This is a genomic window from Adlercreutzia sp. CNCM I-6207 (genome assembly GCF_977072305.1).
Map to the genome: position 1 here is coordinate 1 of NZ_CDRVLZ010000024.1, position 20,615 is coordinate 20,615.

Genomic DNA, 20,615 nt, shown 5'->3' on the forward strand with positions numbered 1-20,615 from the left:
GGGTCGAGGAGGTATCTGGACGTGTCGCTGCTGGACGAGTGATCATGCCGACGGCTGGCGGTCGCCTGCTGGAATTTGCGCAAGATTATTGACAGTACCGTGCTTCCTCCAAAGTGTCGTGTATTCTTCGCAAAAGAAGTCGGAGGGTGCCTGATAGAAAGGTATGCGTACGTTCTCGATTCCGATGGCGTAAGCGATCCCGGCTTGCTTCTGCAGGTTGCAAGAAACGTTGGTAATGAGCGCTTCTTTGGTCATGCGATTCCTTCGGTTTTGCGTTTCGAATATGAAAAAGATGCCGTCATGGGAGGCTGTCAGAATTGATGTACCATGGAGCGCTCGGTGTCGCGTACGGAAATGTATTCAAGAAAAACGGCCCCGAACGCGGGCGCTCGGGGCCGATAAAGCTCTGGCATGAGCTTTTCTTATCGACGAAATGTTATAGAACCATTGACTAAAAGTCTAGTGTTTTCGATCAGCTTGTGGATCAAAATATGTGAACGCTCTCGAACGGGGAACGGGGGCAACCCTGCCATTGTATGCTACTTGCGAAATTTTGTCGCAAATAGCGAAATGATATGTTATACTCCCAATCAAGGTCGTCACCTATGACGGGTCGGCTCCCATCCATTGGGGCGTCTCTGACGCCCGTGGGGCTTTGCCCCAGCCACTGCTTCGTGCACACCGCCCGGCGCTCCGCGCTGGGAGCGCGCGGAGCGCAGAAAGCCGGGTAGGCCGCTTCTTGTGGACCCCTCTCTTCTCTGGGAGGCCTCGCGAATAAAGTATTGTCGTGCGAGGCGGAAGGGAGCGATTCATGGGAATCTGCGGACCTACTACAGGAAGCACCGAGACGAAAGGGGAGGAACGGCAGGGCAAGCGAGTCTCGCTTCGTGCCCGAGTAGCGCGCTTTATTTTAAATAGAGCCGATCTGCTCGTTGCGATTATCAGAATCGTGGTGGCCATGAAGAACCTGTTTTCCTCGTAGAGCTTCGATTTTGGTAAAGGCCTGCCTGGCATTCGTGAACGTTCAAAGAAACGAGGACGAGATGATCGGTACTGCCTTGAGGAGAATACGTCTCATTTTCGATTACTCTGCTTCGGAGATGAGCTCTATGCTGGGTATATCCAGAAGCTATCTGTCCGAGATCGAAAACAACACGAAGCAGCCTACCATGCGAATTTTGGAGCGCTATGCCGATGTGACTGGCATCAAGTTGTCCTCTATCATGTTGCTGGCAGAGCAATACGACGGGGGTTCTGATGAGGCCAAGGCGAGGCTGCTCACCTCTAAGGTTCTGAATTCCGTGATCGAAAACATGGCGGTGAACCTCCGATGAAGAAGACGGTCAGACAATATCCTCTTCAGAGAAGCCCCATCTATCGCCTGGGAAGGAGGCGAGATCTTGAAGAGCTATTGTATATGCAAAAGGGAGATTCTCGCCGCGTCAAGTGTTTCTCAGAATACAACATTTTTGACAAAGAGAAGTCTTCAGGGGGAAGCAGAACCATCGAGGCTCCATGCAGCAAGATGAAAAAGTGGCAACGTCGAGTATGGGATTTGATGGCTCGAATCGAAAAGCCCGACTGGGTGATATCTGCGACCAAGGGAAAGTCTTACAAGGACAATGCCTCAAAGCATCGGTCTAATGGCTATGTTATGACAATGGACATCAGCTCTTTCTACCCAAGCTGCGTTCGGGAGTACGTGTACCGTCTTTTTCGCGAGAGGCTTGAATGCTCGCCAGATGTGGCGCAGTGCTTGACAGATATTTGCACGTATCAGGGAGGGATACCCACAGGGAGTCCGGCAAGTCAGGCAGTGGCGTACTTTGCCTATGCAAAAATGTTCGAGGAAATAGAGGACCTCGCTCGTACATACGGGTGCACGTTTACTCTCTATGTTGATGACATGACCTTCTCCTCACAGGACAACTTCTCCTGGAAAAAACTCGCCTATGAGGTCGATGGCGTTCTGCACAAGTATGGACACCGGGCGAAGGGATCCAAAACGAAGTATCGTCTTCCCGGTGATTTCAAGATCGTAACAGGTGTTTGCCTAGCACCTGATGGTGCATTGGTCGCGCCTAACAAGTTGAGAAGCAAGATAGTCGGTAACACGCGGAGTCTGAAAGCGAGTGGCGACTTAAGCCTGCTGTCTCGAATACAGGGGCAGATACAGGCTGCGGACTACGTAGAGGGGAGGAGAACCTTCCCGGGGATTCGAAGTGAGTTGGAGAGGATTGCCGAGGCGGCTCTGTAACGATTAGGATGCCATGGAGGGAATGAAAAAGACCTGAGAAATCGGTAGGGTCGCCAATCGGGAAGGATGGAACTCGTATGGATTCTTGTACGAGCTATAAGGCAAACGAATCAGATGACTGGATTGTGAAGTTGGTTGCTGAAGGGCGGTATTTTGGTTCGAAATATGGCCCCGTGATGAGGAAGTGGATCCTTTTATCCGGCGCTTTGACAAGTGTAGACCAGCTTTTTGACGTATATCTCTGGAACTATAGGCAACTGACTCATGGCATTTTGATGTTTGATAGCGGGATCGTTGACGGAACGACCGACAATGGTACGGGTATGGATGATAGGATTACTGTCAATGCTTATGCGATGAATTATGTTTCCAATGGCGTTAACCTCGTTGAGTTCCTAGAAGCGTTCTGCAATGCAGCCAAAAAGGATGGATACGCTGAGGCCCAAGTCTTTATCGATGATCTTCGTCGTGAATACGACGGCAATTTTAATTATGCGCTGGCTCACACTCTTCGAAATCACGCCCAGCATGGCCAGCTTATAGTTTCTCTTTGTCCAGACGATAATGATCGCCAGCATGCTGGTTTTGATTTATATCAATTGCGAAATCCGATATTTTTTACTAATAAAGAGTTGTTTGAAAAAAGAATTGATATATATCAGAAAATTATCGAAAGTGTCTGCAGTGGTTCTGTGAAACTGTCGTTTTACTGCGAAGTAACGGCGATTCACGAAAGCATCTGTCAACTGACGAGCAATTTCATTGATGCTGTCTCTCGCTACTACGAAGATTGCAGCGGGGAGATCGAAGAGACGTATAAGTTATTGCCGGAATATGTGATTCGGGATGGCGGGGGTGGCGTCTTTTCGATATTCATCGACGACCAGACCGACGACTCTGAAGCGCATTTATTGATAGGGGATCCAAAAGAGATGCTGGATTCGTTTCAGACTTTGCGAAAGCGTGTTCTCGAAGAGCTTCAACTGGCTACTCAGGAGTATGAAGAGATGCGCAAACACTTGAAGCCGTTAAATCGGTAGAATAAAGATGGTGCAAATGATCGATTGTCATCGTGGTTCGGGAGTGCGGGAATAATGGCACTCGTAAAATACGGCGGACGGCTAGCTATGCCGCGATAGTTTGCTTCGATTGGTTTTACCCATGAGTCTCTTTGATGAGCGAAGCGTCAAGAAAGCCTCGAGGGTTTGAGGCGAGTTCTTCAAAGTGGTATGAAATGGATTCGATCGACATATCGAGTTCCTTGGCTACTGTTGAAGCTTCCTCCTCTCTAGAATTCTCGGAAAGCACGATTACCGTTCCGTCAACGCCCCAATATGCGAAATAAACACATCCTTTCAGATCATGCTTCATCAGGTGCGACTGCAGCTTCTCTCCGCCCGGATGATATCTGCCGACAAGCGTCCTCGTCGCATCTTCTCCTCCCTGGCAAGCGAAGCCTCTCTGCTGGTTCAGAGGACACCATCCGTTAACTGCCAAGGAAGCCCATCGTTTTGTCGTGATGTGTGAAACTTGGACGCTCTGGGATCGGCTGATGTTGTATTGCCGGAGCACGAAAGCTTTGGCGGCATCGAAATAGCTATATACGTCCAGAAGATACGTTCCACAGTATTTTCCGTATAGGGTGCTTGACCGAATCTCTAACGCCGTGAGCATCTCTGCTAACTCGTAGATATAGCCATCTTGGAAGGAAACCAGACAGGGTGCGTGTCCTTCTTCATTCATGGGGTCAATTGTGAACTCAGGGTATGTTTCGATGAACTCATCGTAAATATCCGACACTATGTCATACGCACAAGCGATGCTCTCTTCATCTGAAAGCGGACGGTCAGACGTTGTCTGCATCAGCCCAAAGGTTCCCGGTTTCTTGAAGGGGAGAACATGGTAAGCGATTCGCTCGGCTTGTCGGATCCACGAGGGTCGATAGGTGTCCTCGATGAGCGCGAAAGTGTAGAACAAGATCAGCAGTGCCGTATCCTGCTTATATCGTTCGGGCATTGATTTTCGGCAGAGCTTGTCGATGGCAAATAGCTGCTTTTCCATCAGAGGCGATCTAGGCGAGCGGTCTTTTCGGAACATCGGACTTTCAGCCAAGATGTAAAACAGCACGGTCATGGCGAGGATGATAAACTCCAGCGAAACATCTCCGACGTCAGGAATCAGAGATCGCAAGGGGTCATTCCCGATTGCCGTAAACAGATACCAAGACAAGAGGAGCGAAACTGCGGCTTGGGCAAAGACCATTGCAAGGTTAGAGCGAACGGTTCGGCGCTTTGACACCCATGCCAAAATGCGAAGGGTCCAATAGGTTCCTCCAGAGATCAAAAGACACGAGAATTGGAAACGGAGGCCAACAAAAAAGCAAAGGGCACCAAAGAGGGTGAGGACGACGACGGGGGCAATGATGCGAAAGGCGATATTGAATACTGTGCTCTTTCCGAATTCGCCATCGAAGAGATCGTTTTGGTAGGATTGTTGAATGTGCCTTCCCCCCAAGTAGTTGATGAGGAAAAAGGCGATGATTCCGAGGACGAGGAATAGCAAAATCGACATACGAGCTCCTTTTTGCGCTTGATGCATCCATTTTATGCTTGAACATACAACTCTTGGCCGTTTGACGTAAGTTTTCACAACATTCGGCAATGTGCGACTGTCGTGGAACGGCGTTGTGGGCTTGAGGCTCAATGGTAGAATTGCAGACGTAACAAGGTCCGTGGCGTCTTGGGCGCTGCGTGTTGACTAAAGGAGCGTACATGCAGTTTGCTGCTATTCTTGCGGGAGGGTCGGGGGTTCGGATGGGGAACCCTAATAAGCCGAAGCAGTTCTTCTATCTGGGCGACAAGCCCATTCTTGTGCACACTCTCGAGAAATTCTGCGCCGCTGGATGCTTTGATGGGATCCTCGTGCTCACGCCGGCAACGTGGATCCAGCAGACGAAGGACATCATCGCCAAGCACTGCCCACAGTACGCTGGCCAGGTTGCCGTCATCGCCGGTGGCGCCGAGCGCAACGACACCATCATGAACGCCATCCGCTACTTCGAGGACGAGTGCCAGGCGGACGACGCCTCCATCATCGTCACCCACGATGCGGTGCGGCCCTTCGTCTCGCTGCGCATCATCGAGGATAACATCGCCGCCGCTCTCGCTCATGGCGCCTGCGATACCGTCGTGCCTGCCACCGACACCATCGTTGAGAGTCTCGACGGCGAGCTCATCTCTTCTATCCCGAACCGCAGCGTGCTCTACCAAGGCCAGACGCCCCAGAGCTTCAATATGCGCGAATTGCGCGAAACGTTGGAATCGCTTACTCCCGAGGAGAGCGCCATTCTCACCGACGCCTGCAAGGCCTTCGTTCTGCGCGGCAAGAAGGTGGCCCTGGTGCGCGGCGACGTGTCGAACGTCAAGATCACCTATCCGCAGGATCTGCGCGTGGCAGAAGCAATGCTGGAGGCCTAGCCGATGCTGAATACTGTCTATCGCCTCACAGCCCCCCGAACTATCGAGCCGGTTGTCGTGTCTCAGGACACCACCGGCAAGGTCATCGTTCGACCAACATATCTGTCGATCTGCAATGCCGACCAGCGTTACTATCAGGGGACGCGCAGCAAGGAGGTGCTGGACAAGAAGCTGCCCATGGCGCTCATCCACGAAGGTATCGGCCGTGTGGTCAGCGATAACACGGGTGCGTTCCAGCCCGGCGATATCGTCGTCATGCTCCCCAACGCCCCCACCGAACAGGATGAATTTATCGCTGAGAACTACCTTCGATCCAGCCGGTTCTGCGGCAGCGGTTTCGATGGGTTCATGCAGGAGAGCATGGTTCTTCCGCCGGAGCGCGTGGTGCTGCTTCCTCAGGACGTGAATTGCGAGGTGGCGGCTTTCACCGAGCTCGTGAGCGTGGCCACCCATGCTATCTCCCGCTTCGACAAAATCGCCCACGGCCGACGCGAGCGCATCGGCGTATGGGGCGACGGCAACATGGGCTACATCGTCTCGCTGCTTCTTCATACGAGATACCCTGATACGAAGATCGTCGTATTCGGTCGCAACGAATCGAAGCTGCACGATTTCACGTTCGCGGACGAGACGCATCTTGTCGACGACGTGAGCGGCGTGGAGCTCGTCGATCACGCCTTCGAATGCGCCGGCGGCGAGGGATCCGTCGCCGCTATCGAGCAGATCATCGACCGCATCAACCCCGAGGGCACCGTATCGCTGCTCGGCGTCTCCGAGAACAACGTGCCCATCAACACCCGCATGGTGCTGGAGAAGGGCTTGCGCTTGTTCGGCAGCAGCCGCAGCGGTCGCGAGGACTTCGAGGCCACGGTGCGGCTCTACCACGAGCATCCAGAGGTGCTGGACTACCTCGCCGCTCTCGTCTGCAGCGTGAACGAGGCCCGGCAAATATCGGATATTTCGGCGGCCTTCGAGGCGGACATCCGCAAACCCATGGGCAAGACGGTCATCCGCTGGAACATGTAGAGTCATCCAAGCGAGGAAGCGATGAACGAGACCAGTGAGAAGAAGCCGCTTTTGACGCGAGCGAAGGGCGCCGTGCTTCATCGGATACGCCAATGGGCAAAGGATCTGCTGCTCTTCCGCATTCTGCCGGGCGAGTACCGCCGCGCGGCCAAGCAGCCCATTCAGCCGGGGAAGGTCGTCTTTCTGGAAAACAAGGAACCGACTGTCCCTGAAAGCTTCGAAGTCCTCTACGAGCGTCTGAGTTGCGTGCCCGAACTCGACGTCGAATTCATTTCTCTCGGGGAGACCCGCGTTAGGCTGCGTCAGTATTATCGCAACTGCATCGAAGCCGTCCGTGATCTCGCCACTGCCCAGTGCGTCTTCCTGAACGACGCCTCCAACGTCGTAAGCTGCCTGCCACTGCGAGAGGAAACGACGGTGGTTCAGCTGTGGCATGGGTGCGGCGCTTTCAAGAAGTGGGGTATGAGCACCGCCGATCTCATCTTCGGCGGGTCTCGCGATGAGATTCTGCGCCATCCGTTCTACAAGAATCTCTCGCTTGTCACGGTGAGTAGCCCGGAGGTCGTATGGGCCTACGAGGAGGCTATGGTGCTGCAGGATGAACCCGGCGTTGTGCAGCCGATAGGCGTGAGTCGCACCGATGTGTTCTTCGACGAGGCATACTTGAAGAAAAGCCGCAACAAGCTGCTATCCGTAGTCCCCGAGGCGAAGGGCAAACGCGCGATCGTGTACGCCCCTACCTTTCGGGGCCGAGTGGCTCATGCGGAAGCGCCAACTGCCCTTGACATCGAGGCCATGAAACGTGCCATGGGGGAGGATGCGGTGCTCCTCATCAAGCACCATCCCTTTGTGCGCGAGTTGCCCGCCATACCAGAGTGCTGTCGCGATTTCGCCTTCGATGTCACGCACGATATCGCCATCAATGAGCTTATCTGCAGCGCAGATGCGGTGATCTCCGATTACTCCTCGCTTGTGTTCGAGTATTCGCTTTTCGGTCGTCCCATGGTGTTTTTCGCCTTCGATCAGGACGAGTACGCTGATTGGCGCGGCTTCTACTACGATTACGATGCGCTCACCCCTGGCCCCGTCTGCACCTCGACCGAAGAGGTGATTCAGGCGATTGCAGAAAGCGCCGAGAGCTTCGATTCGTCCGAGGTGGATAAGTTCCGCGACCGCTTCATGGGCGCATGCGACGGCCATGCGACGGACCGCATCATCGAGTTCGCGCTCGGTCGGGAGATCCTTGAGAAGTCGTTGAAGGGATAATCAATGACCGACCGCGAGTCATATTCAGATCGCCAGCCTGCGGCCTCCGTCGTCGTTCCCGTGTACAACAAGGCTTCGCACTTGAAAGCGTGCTTCGATTGTCTGGAGCGCCAAACAATCAGCAAGAGCGATCTCGAGGTTTTGCTTATCGACGACGGCTCTACGGATGAGTCGCTTGCGCTCTGCGAGGCCTTTGCCGCAGAGCGTCCCTGGGTACGCGTTGTCGCGCAGCCGAACGCCGGCGTCTCCGAGGCGCGCAATGCGGGCATCCGAGCCGCACGTGGCCGCTACCTCTTCTTCCTTGATCCGGACGACTCCTTAAGCCCCGAGACGCTGGAGAATGTCTCGAAGTTTTTCGAGTCGTGCCCAGATGAGGTGGAGTTGGCCACTTACCCCATCGTGTCGATTCGCGAAGGAAAGCGTCAGCGGCTGCACCACCGCTACGATGTACTGCGAGAGACGGGCATCTACGATTTGACGCTTCCGGAGAACGCCACGATTGCCCAGGCCACCATGAACGTGGCCGTGCGCAATCGCTTCGACGGGAATGTGCTCTTCGATTTCGCGCCCGCTAACGGCGTTATCGTGCACGAGGACGAGAAGTACTGCACCGACGTGCTCCAGCGCAGCATGCAGCTGGGCTTCTGCGCCGAAGCGGAATACCGGTGGATTCGCAGCGACGAGGGGGCGTCCACTGCCCTGCGCCAGCCGGAGCGCCTCTACGACAACAACATCGCGCTGTTCGAGGACTTCTTCGGCCGCTACGGCAACGAAGTGCCTTCCTATATCCAGGGACTGCTTGTGAACGATCTCTCGTGGAAGCTGAAGGCGGGCATCGCGCTGCCCGCGCATTTGGAAGGCGCAGCCTACGGTAGGGCGCTGGGCCGACTGGGAAACCTCATGGAGTGCGTGGATGACGATCTGATACTAAGGCACCCCAATCTGCGGGAGGAGCATCGGTTGTTCGCACTGAGCTTGAAGCGCCGCGAGCCATTGCGCTGGCGCGTGGCGCCGGGGGCTCTTGCGGTGTTGAGGGGTGATGCCCTCGTGTTTGCTGACGGCTGCGCAAGCGCGACACTGACGCGGATTGCCGTGCGCGATGGCGAGCTGCACGTATCCGGTACGCTGATCTCGCCGTTCTTTGCCGGTTGGGAAGGGGGAGTGGAATTGTTGCTGCGCCGGCGCCCCCGAAAGGTCGATCGCGGGGGCAGTGCGGATGCCCTGGCGCTGACGGAGATAGTGGAGGGCTGTCCGACGGCAACGGTGAAGCTGGGCCGCTCCTTCCGGTTCGACTTCGCATGCAATTTGGACGAGAGCGAGGATATCTGGCTTGAGTTGCGCCTCGACGGCGCGAGCATTCCCCTAAGGTGGTCGGTCAGGGAGATGGCCTGCTCGGCCTATGCGCTTCGTCATACGAGGATCGTGGGGAAGTGGCGCGTTAGGCTGGACTTGGGCAAGGGCGAGATTGTCGTCGACCACTTGACGGGGAAGGCCCGGGAGAATGCGATCAAGCTGCTCGACGGCCGGGTTCCGCGCTGGAAGACGCGGCTCGACCGGCGCCTGATTCGCCGACTCGCCGAAGGCGGCGACATCTGGATTTACACGGACGGCCCCGATGGCCCGCGAAGCGCCTTGACCCAATTCGAGTGCGACGGCCAGCGGGATGACGGCATTGCCCGCTACTACGCCCTACGTGAGGGCCAGCGGCCTCCCCGCTGCGGCAGCCACGGCAAGCTGGTAGCCTTCGGCTCCCGCCGCCATAAGATGCTCTTCTGCGCGGCAATGGAGATAATCGCATCGGACACGGACTTCGCCGCCTACAGCCCCATGCCCGAGAAGAGCCTGTTGGACTTCGCGGATTTGTTCAACGCCGAGATTGTGCCGACGGGCTCTAACGATGCCGTGTGATTTGTTCGACGTGCCTTGCTTGGCGATCCAGGTGGTCGGGGATGGGCGTGGTACACTTCAATATCATTAACAGGCAAGGTAAGATAAGAGCAAGGGAAGGCGCATTGGCCATGGCGATCGCTTTGATGGCACACTCGGATAAAGACGGGCGTCGTCGCAGCACCGTGCCCCGAAGGCGGAATTCGTTTGGAACGGACTGGCGATACGTTCTCCTATTCGCTGCTCTGCTGATACCGTTCTTCGAGCCGACGGGGTTTATTCGGGGTGTTGTTCCCGAGGTGGCCGGGCTGTTCAAGGTGTGGCGCGTGGCGACGGTGGCCGCGCTCGTCTGCTTGTGCATACGACATGGCAGCAAGGATGCCTTCTCGCTCATTGCTATCGCCATAACGGCGCTCATGTTCCTTTCGACGCTCATCAACGAAGGTGCAGGGCGTACGTGGATATACGTACAATGCTTCTACGATTGGGCTCCTCTTCTCGTGTCAGTGCTGCTCGTGAACTATGCGTACAGGGATCGCATGACTGAACTCCTCTGGGCCATCCTGATCGTCACGGGGGTCTTGTCGATCTGCAATACGATTTCAGTGCTAGGATGGCCTCAGGGTGTGGTAACGGGCACTCGGGAGCCCTCGAATTTCTACGGTCACAAGAATGCTTCCATCGATCTTGCTCTGCCGTCGGTTGGCTGCTCGCTGCTCTTGGATGCGCAGCGGGGGAGGCGCTGCTCCGCCCGCAGTGTCGCGCTTTTCGCCATAGGGCTTGTGCAGTGCATTGTCTCCTATTCGGCCACCTCAGTGGTTGCCCTGGCTCTTTTTCCCGTGCTGTTTGTTGCGGTGCAGTTTCGCAAAACGCGTCCGGCGGTCAACGGATTCAGCTGCTTCGGGGCTTACGTGGTCGCGGCCGTGCTTCTGATGGGAGTGAAGATCCAGGAGCTTTTCGCGCCCATCATCGTGGGAGTCTTGGGGAAGACGGTTACGTTCACGCTGCGCACCTTCGTATGGGATGGCGTTTTCTCGCTCATGACGCCGGATCATCTGCTTCTGGGCTACGGCGCATCGGTGAGGTTCGGGTTGTTCTTCAACGACTTCCTCTACAACAATGCCCACAACTTCTTCCTGCACGTGCTGGTATCGGGCGGTCTGGCGGGAGTGGTGCTCTACGGAATCCTCATCCTGTTGGCGATGCGCACACTCTATCAGGGGCGCCATGACTTCGCGTCAGCGGTGCTGACGGTCGTTGTGGCATGCTTCTTTGTGATCGGTCTCATGGAATCTCTCATTACCATCAGTTGGCCCCTCATGCTGGCCCTGGCGTACTATTGGGATGCGGGGAGAACCTCGGCTATTAGAGTCTAGGCTTTTTTGCGGCTTTTCTTTCGCGGTGCTTCAAGTAGTTCCTCAAGTCTTTCTTGAGAAAATTCATGTGGGTGCTTTTGGTTTTGGAATCGATATTGATTTTGACAAGTTCCACGTAGGTTTTACAAGGCCAAGATGAGAGTCTGTCGGGATTTCTGTCTTCTTGCCCGCAGACCATTTGCCATATGTCATGCATCGTGATCGTTTGCCAGGTAGCGACCGATTACTTTAAAGCATTCGTTTTCCGTTGCCATGATGGTTAGCGCCTTTCTTGCTGAGCGTTTGTGAGGCATTGCCAATCTTAAGGACAAATTAATATGACAGGCGGTTAGGCGTTAGTTATCACGTTAGTTCTATTAAGTGTATGTACGTCCTGAATAAAACGTATTACTCGAGAAATGGGATTTGGATACGATCCCATTTCTCGAGCGACGGTGCGACAAGTTTTACAAATTTTACTAGATCTTGATATGTGTCGCTTGGTGTGATAAGTTGTTTTCTCGGCTCTTCGGATATTTTCAGCGCGGTTTCTCGCGCAATTCCTAGATCCATTAATTTGCGTGTGAATGGATTGAAAGATCCGGCTTCCATGCAGGTCAAAATTACCGTATCGACCCCTTTTGCCCCATAAACTGGCGCAAGAAGATTGGGAAGCGAATAAGCAACCTTGCCTTCAATCATGCTGATGGCGCTATCAATTTCGTCTGGCTTGGAGTTGATGAAAGAATTGTCGAGCATTTTGGCCAATGGCTGACCTTTTATCCATTGTGAGGCGTACATTGTCAAAGCTTGAAGTTTTCCGGTGCTGACTATTCTGCTCCCAAGTTCTTGTTCAACGCGTTGGATGTAGTAGCTCTGTCGACTCAGGTATTGTATTAAATCATTAAGCAGGTTGGCTAAGTTTGAATCATTAGGATTTTCAGGTAGTCGGGGTATCTGCGAATCTGCCAGAATTTGTTCTAATGCGATTGGATCCACATACCTGTTTTGCGCGCAAATTTCAGGTGAGATAGTGAGGTTTGATAACGTGCGCACTACCTGAGCTGCTTCACTTTCGGAAAGAGTGATTCCTCGTTTCTCCAGGTATCCCCTGAAGTCTTTACCATATTTTATGGCGGCCTGGCGTATGTAGATGGCTATATGGCCTGGTGCTTCAGCGTTCTCGCTAACAAGGTGATCGGTGGCGACGCAATCAATTATCGTACTACGATTTGCCAAAAAGATGCTAGCGTAATCGGTATCCAATGATTTGTAAGTATCTTCAAAAAGATCGCCTTGAACGTGGGAGTCCGAATTATCAAAAGATTCTTCGTCTAGAACGAAAGTGCGACCTATGAAGTCTTTCATGAGTCGGCCAGCTCGACCTCTTAGATTTGCAAGCTCATAACTCGAAAGTTCGGTGGAGTTAGGCATTTTTCGTATAAATAGATTCGGGTTTCGTATAATGATATTACTGGCTGGTAGATTAACACCTTGGAGGAGAGTTGTCGTGCAAGCCACGAGGCGGATTTGCTTCTGACTTAGAGCATGCTCTAGTGCTTTTCTGACATGTTTCGGGAGCTTGCCGTGATGGTAGGCTACTCCATGGAGCACGCAATCAGCGAGACGGTATTCTGGATGAACGGTCGCTCGTAGATAACTGGAGAGATCGCAGTTTTTATTGGTGGTCGCTAACTGTTTCGCAAGATATTCCGCGTTTTTTTGCGCGGCTGAAATAGTGGGTGAGAAGATAATTGTTTGTGTGTCTTGTCCAAGTCTTTTTGCTAGATTTGCTAGGAAGTCCAGGATATCTTGCCGGTATTGTTTCTTTCCATATCCAGGAATCGACTTGATATCAAGTGGGAGTGATATTTTCCCATCGAATGCCCCGCATTTTAGGTGCATTTGAGCGGAGTTCTCGCCTTTCTTCAATGCGTAGGTGAGATTGAGCACAGGACTCGTGTCGGTTGTGACCTCGTCTGCGCGATCTTGGAACAGGGAAGACGCGACCAAGTCGATATCGTTGATACGAGGGCCTGAGACGACGGCTTGTGTGACAAGCGTTGAGGCTGCAAGATCAGTCAAGACGTCAAGGAGTCTCCTCGATCTTTCGCCGCTTGCGTCGTCAAGAGCTCGTTCAATATTTTGAATCTCATCTGCAATAAGAAAAACACCATGGTGAAAATAGCTTTTCCAGTTGGTCTCAGAAGCGAGTGCGCGCTCTTGGGTCATTACGTAGATTCGCCGTTCCTCCGGCTCCGCACTGTCATGGTAGTCTGCAAATGAGTTGAGGATAATAGTTCGGGAGGGTTCTTCCGTGAACTTATTGACAAGCGAGGCATAATCGCTCGTAACCTGATTTACCAAGCTGAGGGTCGGCACTATATATAAGATATCTAAATTGTTGTCAATTGCGCGCGACAGGCTACCCAGAGCAAGAATAAATGATTTGCCGGCGGAAGTGGGTGCCGATATGCCTAAGACGACGCTACTGCCGATCTTGTCCCAGACTTTCTTTTGAAATTCTGTTACCAAGAAACTGTGGCCTAGCGCGTCTATTGTGCATCTTCGGTCGTAGGCGCAGGTCTCCAGTTCGAAAAGCAAACTGTGAAGTGGTTCCAGTTCAGAGACATTGGACTCGATGGAGTTGGCGGAGTTGTTTAGCATCGAGCTGGAGGGGGAATACCCAATTTTTGCTAGAAGGACAACTAGATGGTCCCGAATGCCCTGATAGGTGTCTGCAGCGAGTGTCCACAACAGTGCACTAATTGCAATGAACTCTGTACGCGATTTTTCATCATTAAGATTAGCGAGTCCTTCAAGGGTTCCAATTGCTCTTCTCACAAATTCATAGCTGAGAGGTTCTGGACTGCTCACTTTGCGCAAGCCTAACCGATACGCAGTCTTTTTTGCCTCAACTTGCAGCAGTTTTTGCAACACTTCCTGAGATTTACTGTGCACGATAGCCCCTCCTATAGGGTTTTGAGGAATAGTTCAAGAAGACCTTCTAAGTCTCTAACAGGAAAGACAATATAAGTGATTCGCTGAACAACAGCGGCTTTGCCGAAGGCAAGAATAGTGCTGTTGGGAAAAGAAGAGAAGCGTTTTTCTATGACTTGCTTTGTATATTCCCCGAGGTCTACTGAAGTTTCCGTTGGATTTGGTAGTTTGTTCTCGTTGTAGATTACTTGGCAAACTAGTCTTACTTTTGTGTTGGCCAATTGGTTGGTTTTATATTGTCGGGCTATGTCGATAAGTTCGGGATCCAGAAATCCACATGTCTCATACAGTTCAATCTCATTCATGTGATTGGCGTGTTCTGCAAGGATGCTGCCTATTGATGCTTCAAGGGCTTTCGCGAAGCCATAATCTTGCGCGTAGCATTTTGATTCACCTAGGTAAAACCAATGAATGTCTCCGTCCTTTTTGTAATGGATGGCGTCTGCCCCATTTCGCTCCAACTTGGGATTAGTTGTGATTGGCATTTTTCTCAAAAGTGGAACCGCTTTAAATAACTGTTGTAGGCAGCAGAACAGAATCAGCTCTCCAAATTGTCCCTTTATAAGATTCGGATCACTGTTAGTGCGAAAGCGTTTTTTGGCATTCCTGACGATTTTTTCTGAGATGCGTCCTAGGCTATCACCTTCGCCTGATCGTTTGGAGAAAAAATCTTCCTGCTCTGCCTTCGAGAACACCCAATCAACGACCGTATCAACAAGTTCTTCAACGAAGTCTTCTCTCCGCTCAATTAAATCAGTAGAGGCTACAGAGAGGCCAAAGTGGTTGCCCTTGGGAATGATTTCAAATTCCTGCTCTATTACTTGCAGGTTTTGGAAAAGACTAGAGCAGTCAATGAGCAATCGTTCGTAGTTTTCCATAGGTTGTGCACCGACCAAAGTGTAGGGGGAACTCTCTTTGCCGTTAATTATAAAGGACTGAGTCGTGTGTTTTGGTGTAATATCGAAGCATGTGGGTGTGGTCGCTCTGTCATTTAGCCTGCTTGAACCTTAAGTTCATCTACGCAGAGGGGTTTTCGGGCTCGGCCGAACGCGTCCAGATAAGTTTAAGAATCCCCCCTGGAGGTGCAGATCCAAAAAGGGCTGCCGGAGAAAAGCTCGAGAAGGGGAAAGGAGTGCCGCAGGTTGGATCGGGCCAAGTGCGCCTCGCTGACACCGGAGACGGTCTGCCGAGGATGCCGTTGGGGCTGTGATCTGCAGCAGGTATGTGACGAGTGCGGGCACCGTTGTGACGTGAGACGATGAGGCGAGAGCTGACGGAGAGGGTGCAAGTCGCTGGGCACCATGGACTTAGACGACCAGCACCTCTACGGGGCGAAGATGGACTCGGTGTCCTGCGGCTGATCGAGGGCGGTGGTCTGCGGCGTGGGCAAGCTCATAAGCCGCCGCGAGAGCGACTGGGCCGTCCCGCGCGTCGCGCGCGGGAGTGGTCGGCGACCCCGCGCCGTGGACGGCGCCGGGAGGCCCACGAGCTGCGCTCTCTGGAGCGAGCCGGCCTGAGCGCCTCGGAGGTGGTACAATCGTCCGGCAGCGGGTGCGGGCTGCCCATCGCGCCGGCGTGGCGCGGATGCCGCCCTGTGTTTGGCAATAGAAGAATCGACACTTGGGGGCCTGAACGGAGTCGGCACTTCGGCAGAGAACGCCGACTTGTCCTTACTGTCGTCCCAGCATCAGCGAATCGCCCATCCGCTTGCTCTCGCCTCCGAACTCCACTAAGCGCCCGTGGTGCACGATGCGGTCGATGGTCGCCGCGGCCAATTTCTCGTCACCGAGGATTGTCCCCCACTTGCTGAACTCTATGTTCGTCGTGAGTATCAGGCTGCGCCTCTCGTAGCAGCTCGATATTACCTGGAACAGCAGTCTCGCCCTCTCCGGGTCGATGGGCATGTGCCCGAACTCGTCCAGGATAACCAGATCTCTTTTCTATGTCCGCCAGGTGCCTGTCCAAGCAGCCCTTCCGCTTCGCCTTCGCCAGCTGCAGGACCAGCTCGGCCGTCGTGAAGAACCGCACGCAGCTGCCGGCCTCCACAGCTGCCCGGCCACGGTGATGGCCAGGTGCGTCTTGCCGCGCCCCGTCTGGCCGTGGAACACGAAGTCCTGGGCGCCGTATCTCTCCGGGAACCCCACTTGCGAGAAGTCGTAGCCGTCGAACGATTTCATCTGCGGGAAGGTCGCCTTGCGGAACAGCCTTTCCCTCTTGCGCTAGATCCTCACCTCCTGCTCCACCCCGATGAGCTTGCAGGTGGTCTGGGTCTGGCCGGCCGAGGCCTCGCGCGCGAACCACTCGCAGGACTCGTTGGAGAAGTGCATCGAGCGGGCCAGCGCCTTGAACGCCTCCACGCTCCCCTTCGTCTTCGGGGCCATGGTCACGCCGCCTCCTTTCCGAACGCCGCGTCGTACACGCCGAAGTCCACCGGCTCGTCGTAGTCTGTCGGACCGCTCTCGCTCCTGAGCGCCGCCACCGCCATTCCGGCCTCGTCCACGCGCCCCGTGTGCGCCAGCGCGCTCTCCGCGGCCGACACCATGGCCGCCCACCCTCTGTCAGCCGACACGTTGCGCTTGAGCCTGATCCTCTCCGTCCTGGCGTCCTTGCCCAGGCCGTCCATATAGGCGCGCAGCTCGTCCGGAAGGGCGGCCCTCACCTGGCTGTTGCCCCACGCGCCGGGCTTCCTGGCGAGCAGGGCCAGCTGGTTCGCTGGATCGCTGGTGCTGGAGGGAACGCTCCCGTAGGAGCGCGGCTCCCTCCGCGTCGGCGATGGACGCCTCCCGCGCGCGCAGGGCGCAGACGACCTCCGTCAGCGCCAGCTCCGGCGCCACCGAGTAGATGTGGTTCGACTCCAGCCGCACGCGGCCGAGCTTGTCGGTCTTGCGGACCTCGTAACACACCACGTCGAAGGGACGCGAGGGGGAGGCCGATAAGCGCCACCTTGTCCTCGATGAACAGGGCACGCTCCTCCTCGCCCCTTGCCCAATGATCCTTCTCGGACAGCGCCATGCACCGGTCGAGCAGGCTCTTGTTGAAGCGTCTGCCCGTGTCGAAGGACGGCACGGGCACGAACAGGTTGCGCCTGATGAACCCCACCTTGTTCTCGACGGACCCCTTCTCGTGCCCGGCATTTGGGTTGCAGAACGAGAACGCGAACCTGTAATGGGCGGCGAAGAGTCCGGCGGCCCTCACTTTGTCGCCAACGCGCCTCCCGACGCCCGCGGCATTGTCAAACACGATGCAGGCAGGCACGCCGCCGATGAACTCGAAGATGTCCTTGAGCGCCTGCCACACGCACTCGGCGTTCTCGCCGGGGAACACCTGAGCCAGCCCGACGTTGGAGAACGGGAAGGTGAGCACGAAGTTGCTCAGGCGCCTCACGCCCATCACGTAAAAGTTAGCCTCCCCGAAGTCCGCCCGCGCCTCGCCGGGCGCCCACACCAGGTCCAGGAAGCGCTCCTTGCCGATGCCGAGCTCCTTCTTAGGTCTGCAGGCATAGTGCCAGACAGTCGAGTCGGAGACCTTCGCGTTTTCCTCCTCCACCAGGCGCTCCCATATGCGCTTGGCCGTGTGGCGCTGCTTGTGCCAGTTCTTGGCGTCCTCTTCCAGCTAGGAGACGATGAGCGGGCGGTGCTGGTCCATGACGCTCGTCGACTTGCGCCTGGCGGGCGGCTGCGGCGAGAGATCGGGGTCTTCGAGATATCTGTACACCGTGTCGTGGAAGACTTCTAACGTTCTGCTGATCTCGGAGGCGTTGTGCCCCCTCATGCGTATTTGCCTAATAGAATGTACTTTGGGCATGCTGATCATATGCCTTTCTAGCCTTTCTTGTCGTTACCAAAGCAAGACAAGAATAGACATTGGTTATGGTCGGCATGTTCGCTGCCAAAGTGTCGAATTCCTACATGCCAATTGTCGAGAATTACTTTGCCATATACACATGCCCAGGAGTCGTTCGATGCCTGCATGGGAAAGGCCGATTCGATCGTCTCCTCCACCCTGGACAAGATGAAGCTCAAAGAGGCGGCATGGTGCGTTCGCGACGGCGTTGGCGAGACCCTGACCTACACCCGGTTTCCGATGGAGCACTGGAGGCGCATCTGCACTAGCAACGCCATCGAGAGGCTCAACCGCGAGATCAGGAGGCGCGCATGCGTCGTCGGCGCCTTTCCGGACGGGAGGAGCGCGCTCATGCTGGCGACCGCGCGCCTGAAGTACGTGGCCGACAGCGAGTGGGGGTCGAGGAGGTATCTGGACGTATCGCTGCTCGATGAGTGATCATGCCGAAGTGTATGGGGATGCTCGTCCAAAGTGCGCAAGATTATTGACAGTACCCAGAAATGCAATTTGGGAACTGGATGTGCAGACGGGCTTTCGCTCGACGATCGCTCGATCGTTGTTGCCGACCTTGCCAATGATGAATCCGCTTCGTCTATAAAAAGCAAGTAAGCGAGAAAAATAACTCTCGTCTTCTGGATTAATCTCAGAGTGAGTCATCTTCACAAGGTTTCTATCAATTGAATTGATAATAAAGTGCATACAGAGAATTAAATCGGTGCCGACGCCCTTGTTTCGAAACTCATCGTATACATGGATTGTGAAATGGCTGATTGTGCTCCATACCCCCTCCTCAGTTTCTAATGTGAATCTGCATTCCCCCGACGAGCTCTCGTCATCAAGCGCTTTAATCACTACTTCAACTGTAGGAAGTTGTTTTAAGGAGATGTCGTGCAAAAAACCGTGGAGACTTTCCGTACGGTTTTTTGGATAAAATTTCACACAGTATTTTCGTGGAGCGAAGCAGTCTCCCGCTCTTGCGATTAAGCCGCCTTCATCGATGTCCGGATCGAAAAGCAATGCTTCGCAATTCATATGGCCTCGCTCGGCTTTATCCGCTGATCGTCTAGCGTTTTTACTTTTGTTGCGAAGGCGCACGCTTGTCTTCCTCTAATTCTGGAAGAAGCTGATGCTGCAGCCTTCGGATTCGGTTCCTAGGTTGTAGACTTGCATCTGGCCGTTGCGATAGTTCTCGATAAGGCGGCTGAGGGCGATGGTGTGGTCGCGGGTGATGTCCAGGTTGGGCTTCTTGCCGTCCTGGATGGTCTTCGCGAAAACGGAGATCTCGTCGCGGATGCCCTCGCCGTTCAGCTGATAGAAGTAGCGCTTATTGCTGGAGAAGTCCTCGAAGCGCACCTCGAAGTAATCGGTTTTCCACCAGGGAGAGGGCACGTACACATAGCCCTTGGTGCCTGCGATGACCAGCTCGCCTTCGGACTTTGCCCCGCTGCCCACCTCGATGGACGCGCAGGCGCCCGGATAGATGAAATCCACCTTCGTGTACACGTCGGTGCCGTCGGTGCGGCTCATGAGCGACGCCGCGCTGGCTGCCGTGTAGTCGGTGCCCAGCATCTCGAAGATGGGGAGGCAGGCGATGGGCCCCCAGCCGATGAGACTGCCTGCGGGGCTCGTGAAGGCCTGGCTTGTGCAGGTGGCCCGCACGGAGACCGGTGAGCCGATCATGCCGCTTTTGACGAGCAACGTCAGGCGCGAGAAGGCCAGCGCGTAGGCGGTTTTCACGGCCTCGTGGAACACCAGCCCGCGCTCGTCGGCCACGGCAAACAGCGCCTCCGCCTCGGAGGCGGCCAGCGCCACGGGCGATTCGCTCAGCACGTCTTTGCCGGCCTCCAACCCCGCCTTCGCCGTGGCGAAGCGGCGCTCGGGAGCGTTGGCGACGTACAGCGCGTCGCTTGCCTCGATGAGCTTCTCGAGCGATCCGAACAGCGCCGTCTTTCCCGCTAGGTCGAATTCGTCGCTGTCGGGGAACGCCCCCACTACATCGACACCGCTCACGTACTTGCACTCGTCGATGAACTTGGCGATGTCGCGCGAGGCGCCCACGATGCCCAGGGCGATGTGATGGCCGCCTTCGCGCAACTGGGTGCTGGAAATGCCCTCTGTGCGATCGAGGTACACTACCTCGCAGTACTCGTTCAGGTAATCGAAGTGCCCGCGCCAGTCAGACCCGATAGCGAAGATATCCACATCGTAGTTGCGGATATCATCGATTTTCTGGCCGTAGTATTCCTCGGGTATCACCTCATCGGCAATGCCGAGGGCCTTCACGGCCTCGATGCGGTCCATCAGCGATTGCTTCACATTAATCTTGCCGCGGTTTTTGTCGAAGTCCGAGGAAGTGACGCCCACGATCAGGTAGTCGCCCAACTCCTTCGCCCGGCGCAGCAGGTTTACGTGTCCGTGGTGCAGCAGGTCGAACGTGCCGTAGGTGATGACTTTCTTCACAGCTTGATCCTTCGCTTGGGGGGGGGTGCGGCTGGGCCGCAGGAT

General features: G+C 54.9%; 20 protein-coding genes and 1 pseudogene. 10 read left to right on the forward strand and 11 right to left on the reverse strand.

Annotated features, from left to right (window positions below; translation table 11 throughout):
* Window positions 1-42: 42 nt before the first annotated feature.
* Window positions 43-255, reverse strand: a complete 213-nt coding sequence (locus tag ACW4QM_RS10530) for a hypothetical protein (RefSeq protein ID WP_455798438.1) — start codon at window positions 253-255, stop codon at window positions 43-45.
* Window positions 256-811: 556 nt separating this feature from the next.
* On the opposite strand from ACW4QM_RS10530, the gene ACW4QM_RS10535 reads away from it, so the two are divergent.
* From ACW4QM_RS10535 to ACW4QM_RS10550, 4 genes are all read left to right on the forward strand, one after another.
* On the forward strand, window positions 812-982 hold the full coding sequence (locus ACW4QM_RS10535; protein WP_173113760.1) for a hypothetical protein: 171 nt from the start codon (window positions 812-814) through the stop codon (window positions 980-982).
* Window positions 983-1,043: 61 nt separating this feature from the next.
* Window positions 1,044-1,334, forward strand: a complete 291-nt coding sequence (locus ACW4QM_RS10540) for a helix-turn-helix domain-containing protein (RefSeq protein WP_114539861.1) — start codon at window positions 1,044-1,046, stop codon at window positions 1,332-1,334.
* Window positions 1,331-2,257, forward strand: a complete 927-nt coding sequence (locus ACW4QM_RS10545; protein ID WP_173113757.1) for a reverse transcriptase family protein — start codon at window positions 1,331-1,333, stop codon at window positions 2,255-2,257. Before ACW4QM_RS10540 ends, ACW4QM_RS10545 begins: the two co-directional genes overlap by 4 nt.
* 77 nt (window positions 2,258-2,334) lie before the next feature.
* A complete protein-coding gene (locus ACW4QM_RS10550) occupies window positions 2,335-3,297 on the forward strand; it encodes a hypothetical protein (protein WP_173113754.1) in 963 nt (320 codons plus the stop codon).
* A 115-nt stretch (window positions 3,298-3,412) separates the two neighbouring features.
* Here ACW4QM_RS10550 and ACW4QM_RS10555 read toward each other — a convergent pair whose 3' ends face one another.
* Window positions 3,413-4,828, reverse strand: a complete 1,416-nt coding sequence (locus ACW4QM_RS10555; RefSeq protein ID WP_173113752.1) for a hypothetical protein — start codon at window positions 4,826-4,828, stop codon at window positions 3,413-3,415.
* 200 nt (window positions 4,829-5,028) lie between these two features.
* Between ACW4QM_RS10555 and ACW4QM_RS10560 the strand changes: the two genes are divergently transcribed.
* The 5 genes from ACW4QM_RS10560 to ACW4QM_RS10580 all read left to right on the forward strand — a co-directional run bounded on the left by ACW4QM_RS10560 (window position 5,029) and on the right by ACW4QM_RS10580 (window position 11,288).
* A complete protein-coding gene (locus tag ACW4QM_RS10560) occupies window positions 5,029-5,733 on the forward strand; it encodes an IspD/TarI family cytidylyltransferase (RefSeq protein ID WP_173113749.1) in 705 nt (234 codons plus the stop codon).
* Window positions 5,734-5,736: 3 nt separating this feature from the next.
* Window positions 5,737-6,759, forward strand: coding sequence for an alcohol dehydrogenase catalytic domain-containing protein (locus ACW4QM_RS10565; RefSeq protein ID WP_173113745.1), 1,023 nt, complete (start codon window positions 5,737-5,739; stop codon window positions 6,757-6,759).
* A gap of 21 nt (window positions 6,760-6,780) precedes the next feature.
* Window positions 6,781-8,025 carry a CDP-glycerol glycerophosphotransferase family protein gene (locus ACW4QM_RS10570; protein ID WP_173113742.1) on the forward strand — a complete coding sequence of 415 codons (1,245 nt, stop codon included), beginning with the start codon at window positions 6,781-6,783 and terminating at the stop codon, window positions 8,023-8,025.
* A gap of 3 nt (window positions 8,026-8,028) precedes the next feature.
* Window positions 8,029-9,933, forward strand: coding sequence for a glycosyltransferase family 2 protein (locus ACW4QM_RS10575; protein ID WP_173113739.1), 1,905 nt, complete (start codon window positions 8,029-8,031; stop codon window positions 9,931-9,933).
* Between the two features lie 278 nt (window positions 9,934-10,211).
* Window positions 10,212-11,288 carry an O-antigen ligase family protein gene (locus ACW4QM_RS10580; protein WP_302683309.1) on the forward strand — a complete coding sequence of 359 codons (1,077 nt, stop codon included), beginning with the start codon at window positions 10,212-10,214 and terminating at the stop codon, window positions 11,286-11,288.
* A 387-nt stretch (window positions 11,289-11,675) separates the two neighbouring features.
* Here the strand turns inward: ACW4QM_RS10580 and ACW4QM_RS10585 are convergent, their stop codons facing one another.
* From ACW4QM_RS10585 to istA, 7 genes are all read right to left on the reverse strand, one after another.
* Window positions 11,676-14,228, reverse strand: coding sequence for a DEAD/DEAH box helicase (locus ACW4QM_RS10585; RefSeq protein WP_302683310.1), 2,553 nt, complete (start codon window positions 14,226-14,228; stop codon window positions 11,676-11,678).
* Window positions 14,229-14,239: 11 nt separating this feature from the next.
* Window positions 14,240-15,145, reverse strand: coding sequence for a HamA C-terminal domain-containing protein (locus tag ACW4QM_RS10590; RefSeq protein WP_417179543.1), 906 nt, complete (start codon window positions 15,143-15,145; stop codon window positions 14,240-14,242).
* A 792-nt stretch (window positions 15,146-15,937) separates the two neighbouring features.
* Window positions 15,938-16,198 carry an ATP-binding protein gene (locus ACW4QM_RS10595; protein ID WP_368076311.1) on the reverse strand — a complete coding sequence of 87 codons (261 nt, stop codon included), beginning with the start codon at window positions 16,196-16,198 and terminating at the stop codon, window positions 15,938-15,940.
* A gap of 9 nt (window positions 16,199-16,207) precedes the next feature.
* Window positions 16,208-16,444, reverse strand: coding sequence for a hypothetical protein (locus tag ACW4QM_RS10600; protein ID WP_269434838.1), 237 nt, complete (start codon window positions 16,442-16,444; stop codon window positions 16,208-16,210).
* A gap of 42 nt (window positions 16,445-16,486) precedes the next feature.
* On the reverse strand, window positions 16,487-16,648 hold the full coding sequence (locus ACW4QM_RS10605) for a hypothetical protein (RefSeq protein WP_173113721.1): 162 nt from the start codon (window positions 16,646-16,648) through the stop codon (window positions 16,487-16,489).
* 2 nt (window positions 16,649-16,650) lie between these two features.
* The gene (locus ACW4QM_RS10610) at window positions 16,651-16,836 is read right to left on the reverse strand and encodes a hypothetical protein (RefSeq protein ID WP_302683475.1); all 186 of its coding nucleotides are present in this window, start codon (window positions 16,834-16,836) and stop codon (window positions 16,651-16,653) included.
* Window positions 16,837-16,922: 86 nt separating this feature from the next.
* Window positions 16,923-17,879, reverse strand: a complete 957-nt coding sequence (gene istA / locus ACW4QM_RS10615; protein ID WP_173115331.1) for an IS21 family transposase — start codon at window positions 17,877-17,879, stop codon at window positions 16,923-16,925.
* 324 nt (window positions 17,880-18,203) lie between these two features.
* Between istA and ACW4QM_RS10620 the strand changes: the two are divergent.
* Window positions 18,204-18,548 (forward strand): annotated as a pseudogene (locus tag ACW4QM_RS10620) (transposase); the annotation flags it as partial.
* Here ACW4QM_RS10620 and ACW4QM_RS10625 read toward each other — a convergent pair.
* Both ACW4QM_RS10625 and ACW4QM_RS10630 read right to left on the reverse strand, forming a co-directional pair.
* Window positions 18,549-19,205: a hypothetical protein gene (locus ACW4QM_RS10625; RefSeq protein WP_455798439.1), complete on the reverse strand. Its 657-nt coding sequence runs from the start codon at window positions 19,203-19,205 to the stop codon at window positions 18,549-18,551. It abuts the pseudogene before it with no gap.
* 12 nt (window positions 19,206-19,217) lie between these two features.
* Window positions 19,218-20,570 carry an adenylyltransferase/cytidyltransferase family protein gene (locus tag ACW4QM_RS10630; protein WP_173113659.1) on the reverse strand — a complete coding sequence of 451 codons (1,353 nt, stop codon included), beginning with the start codon at window positions 20,568-20,570 and terminating at the stop codon, window positions 19,218-19,220.
* Between the last annotated feature and the right edge of the window lie 45 nt (window positions 20,571-20,615).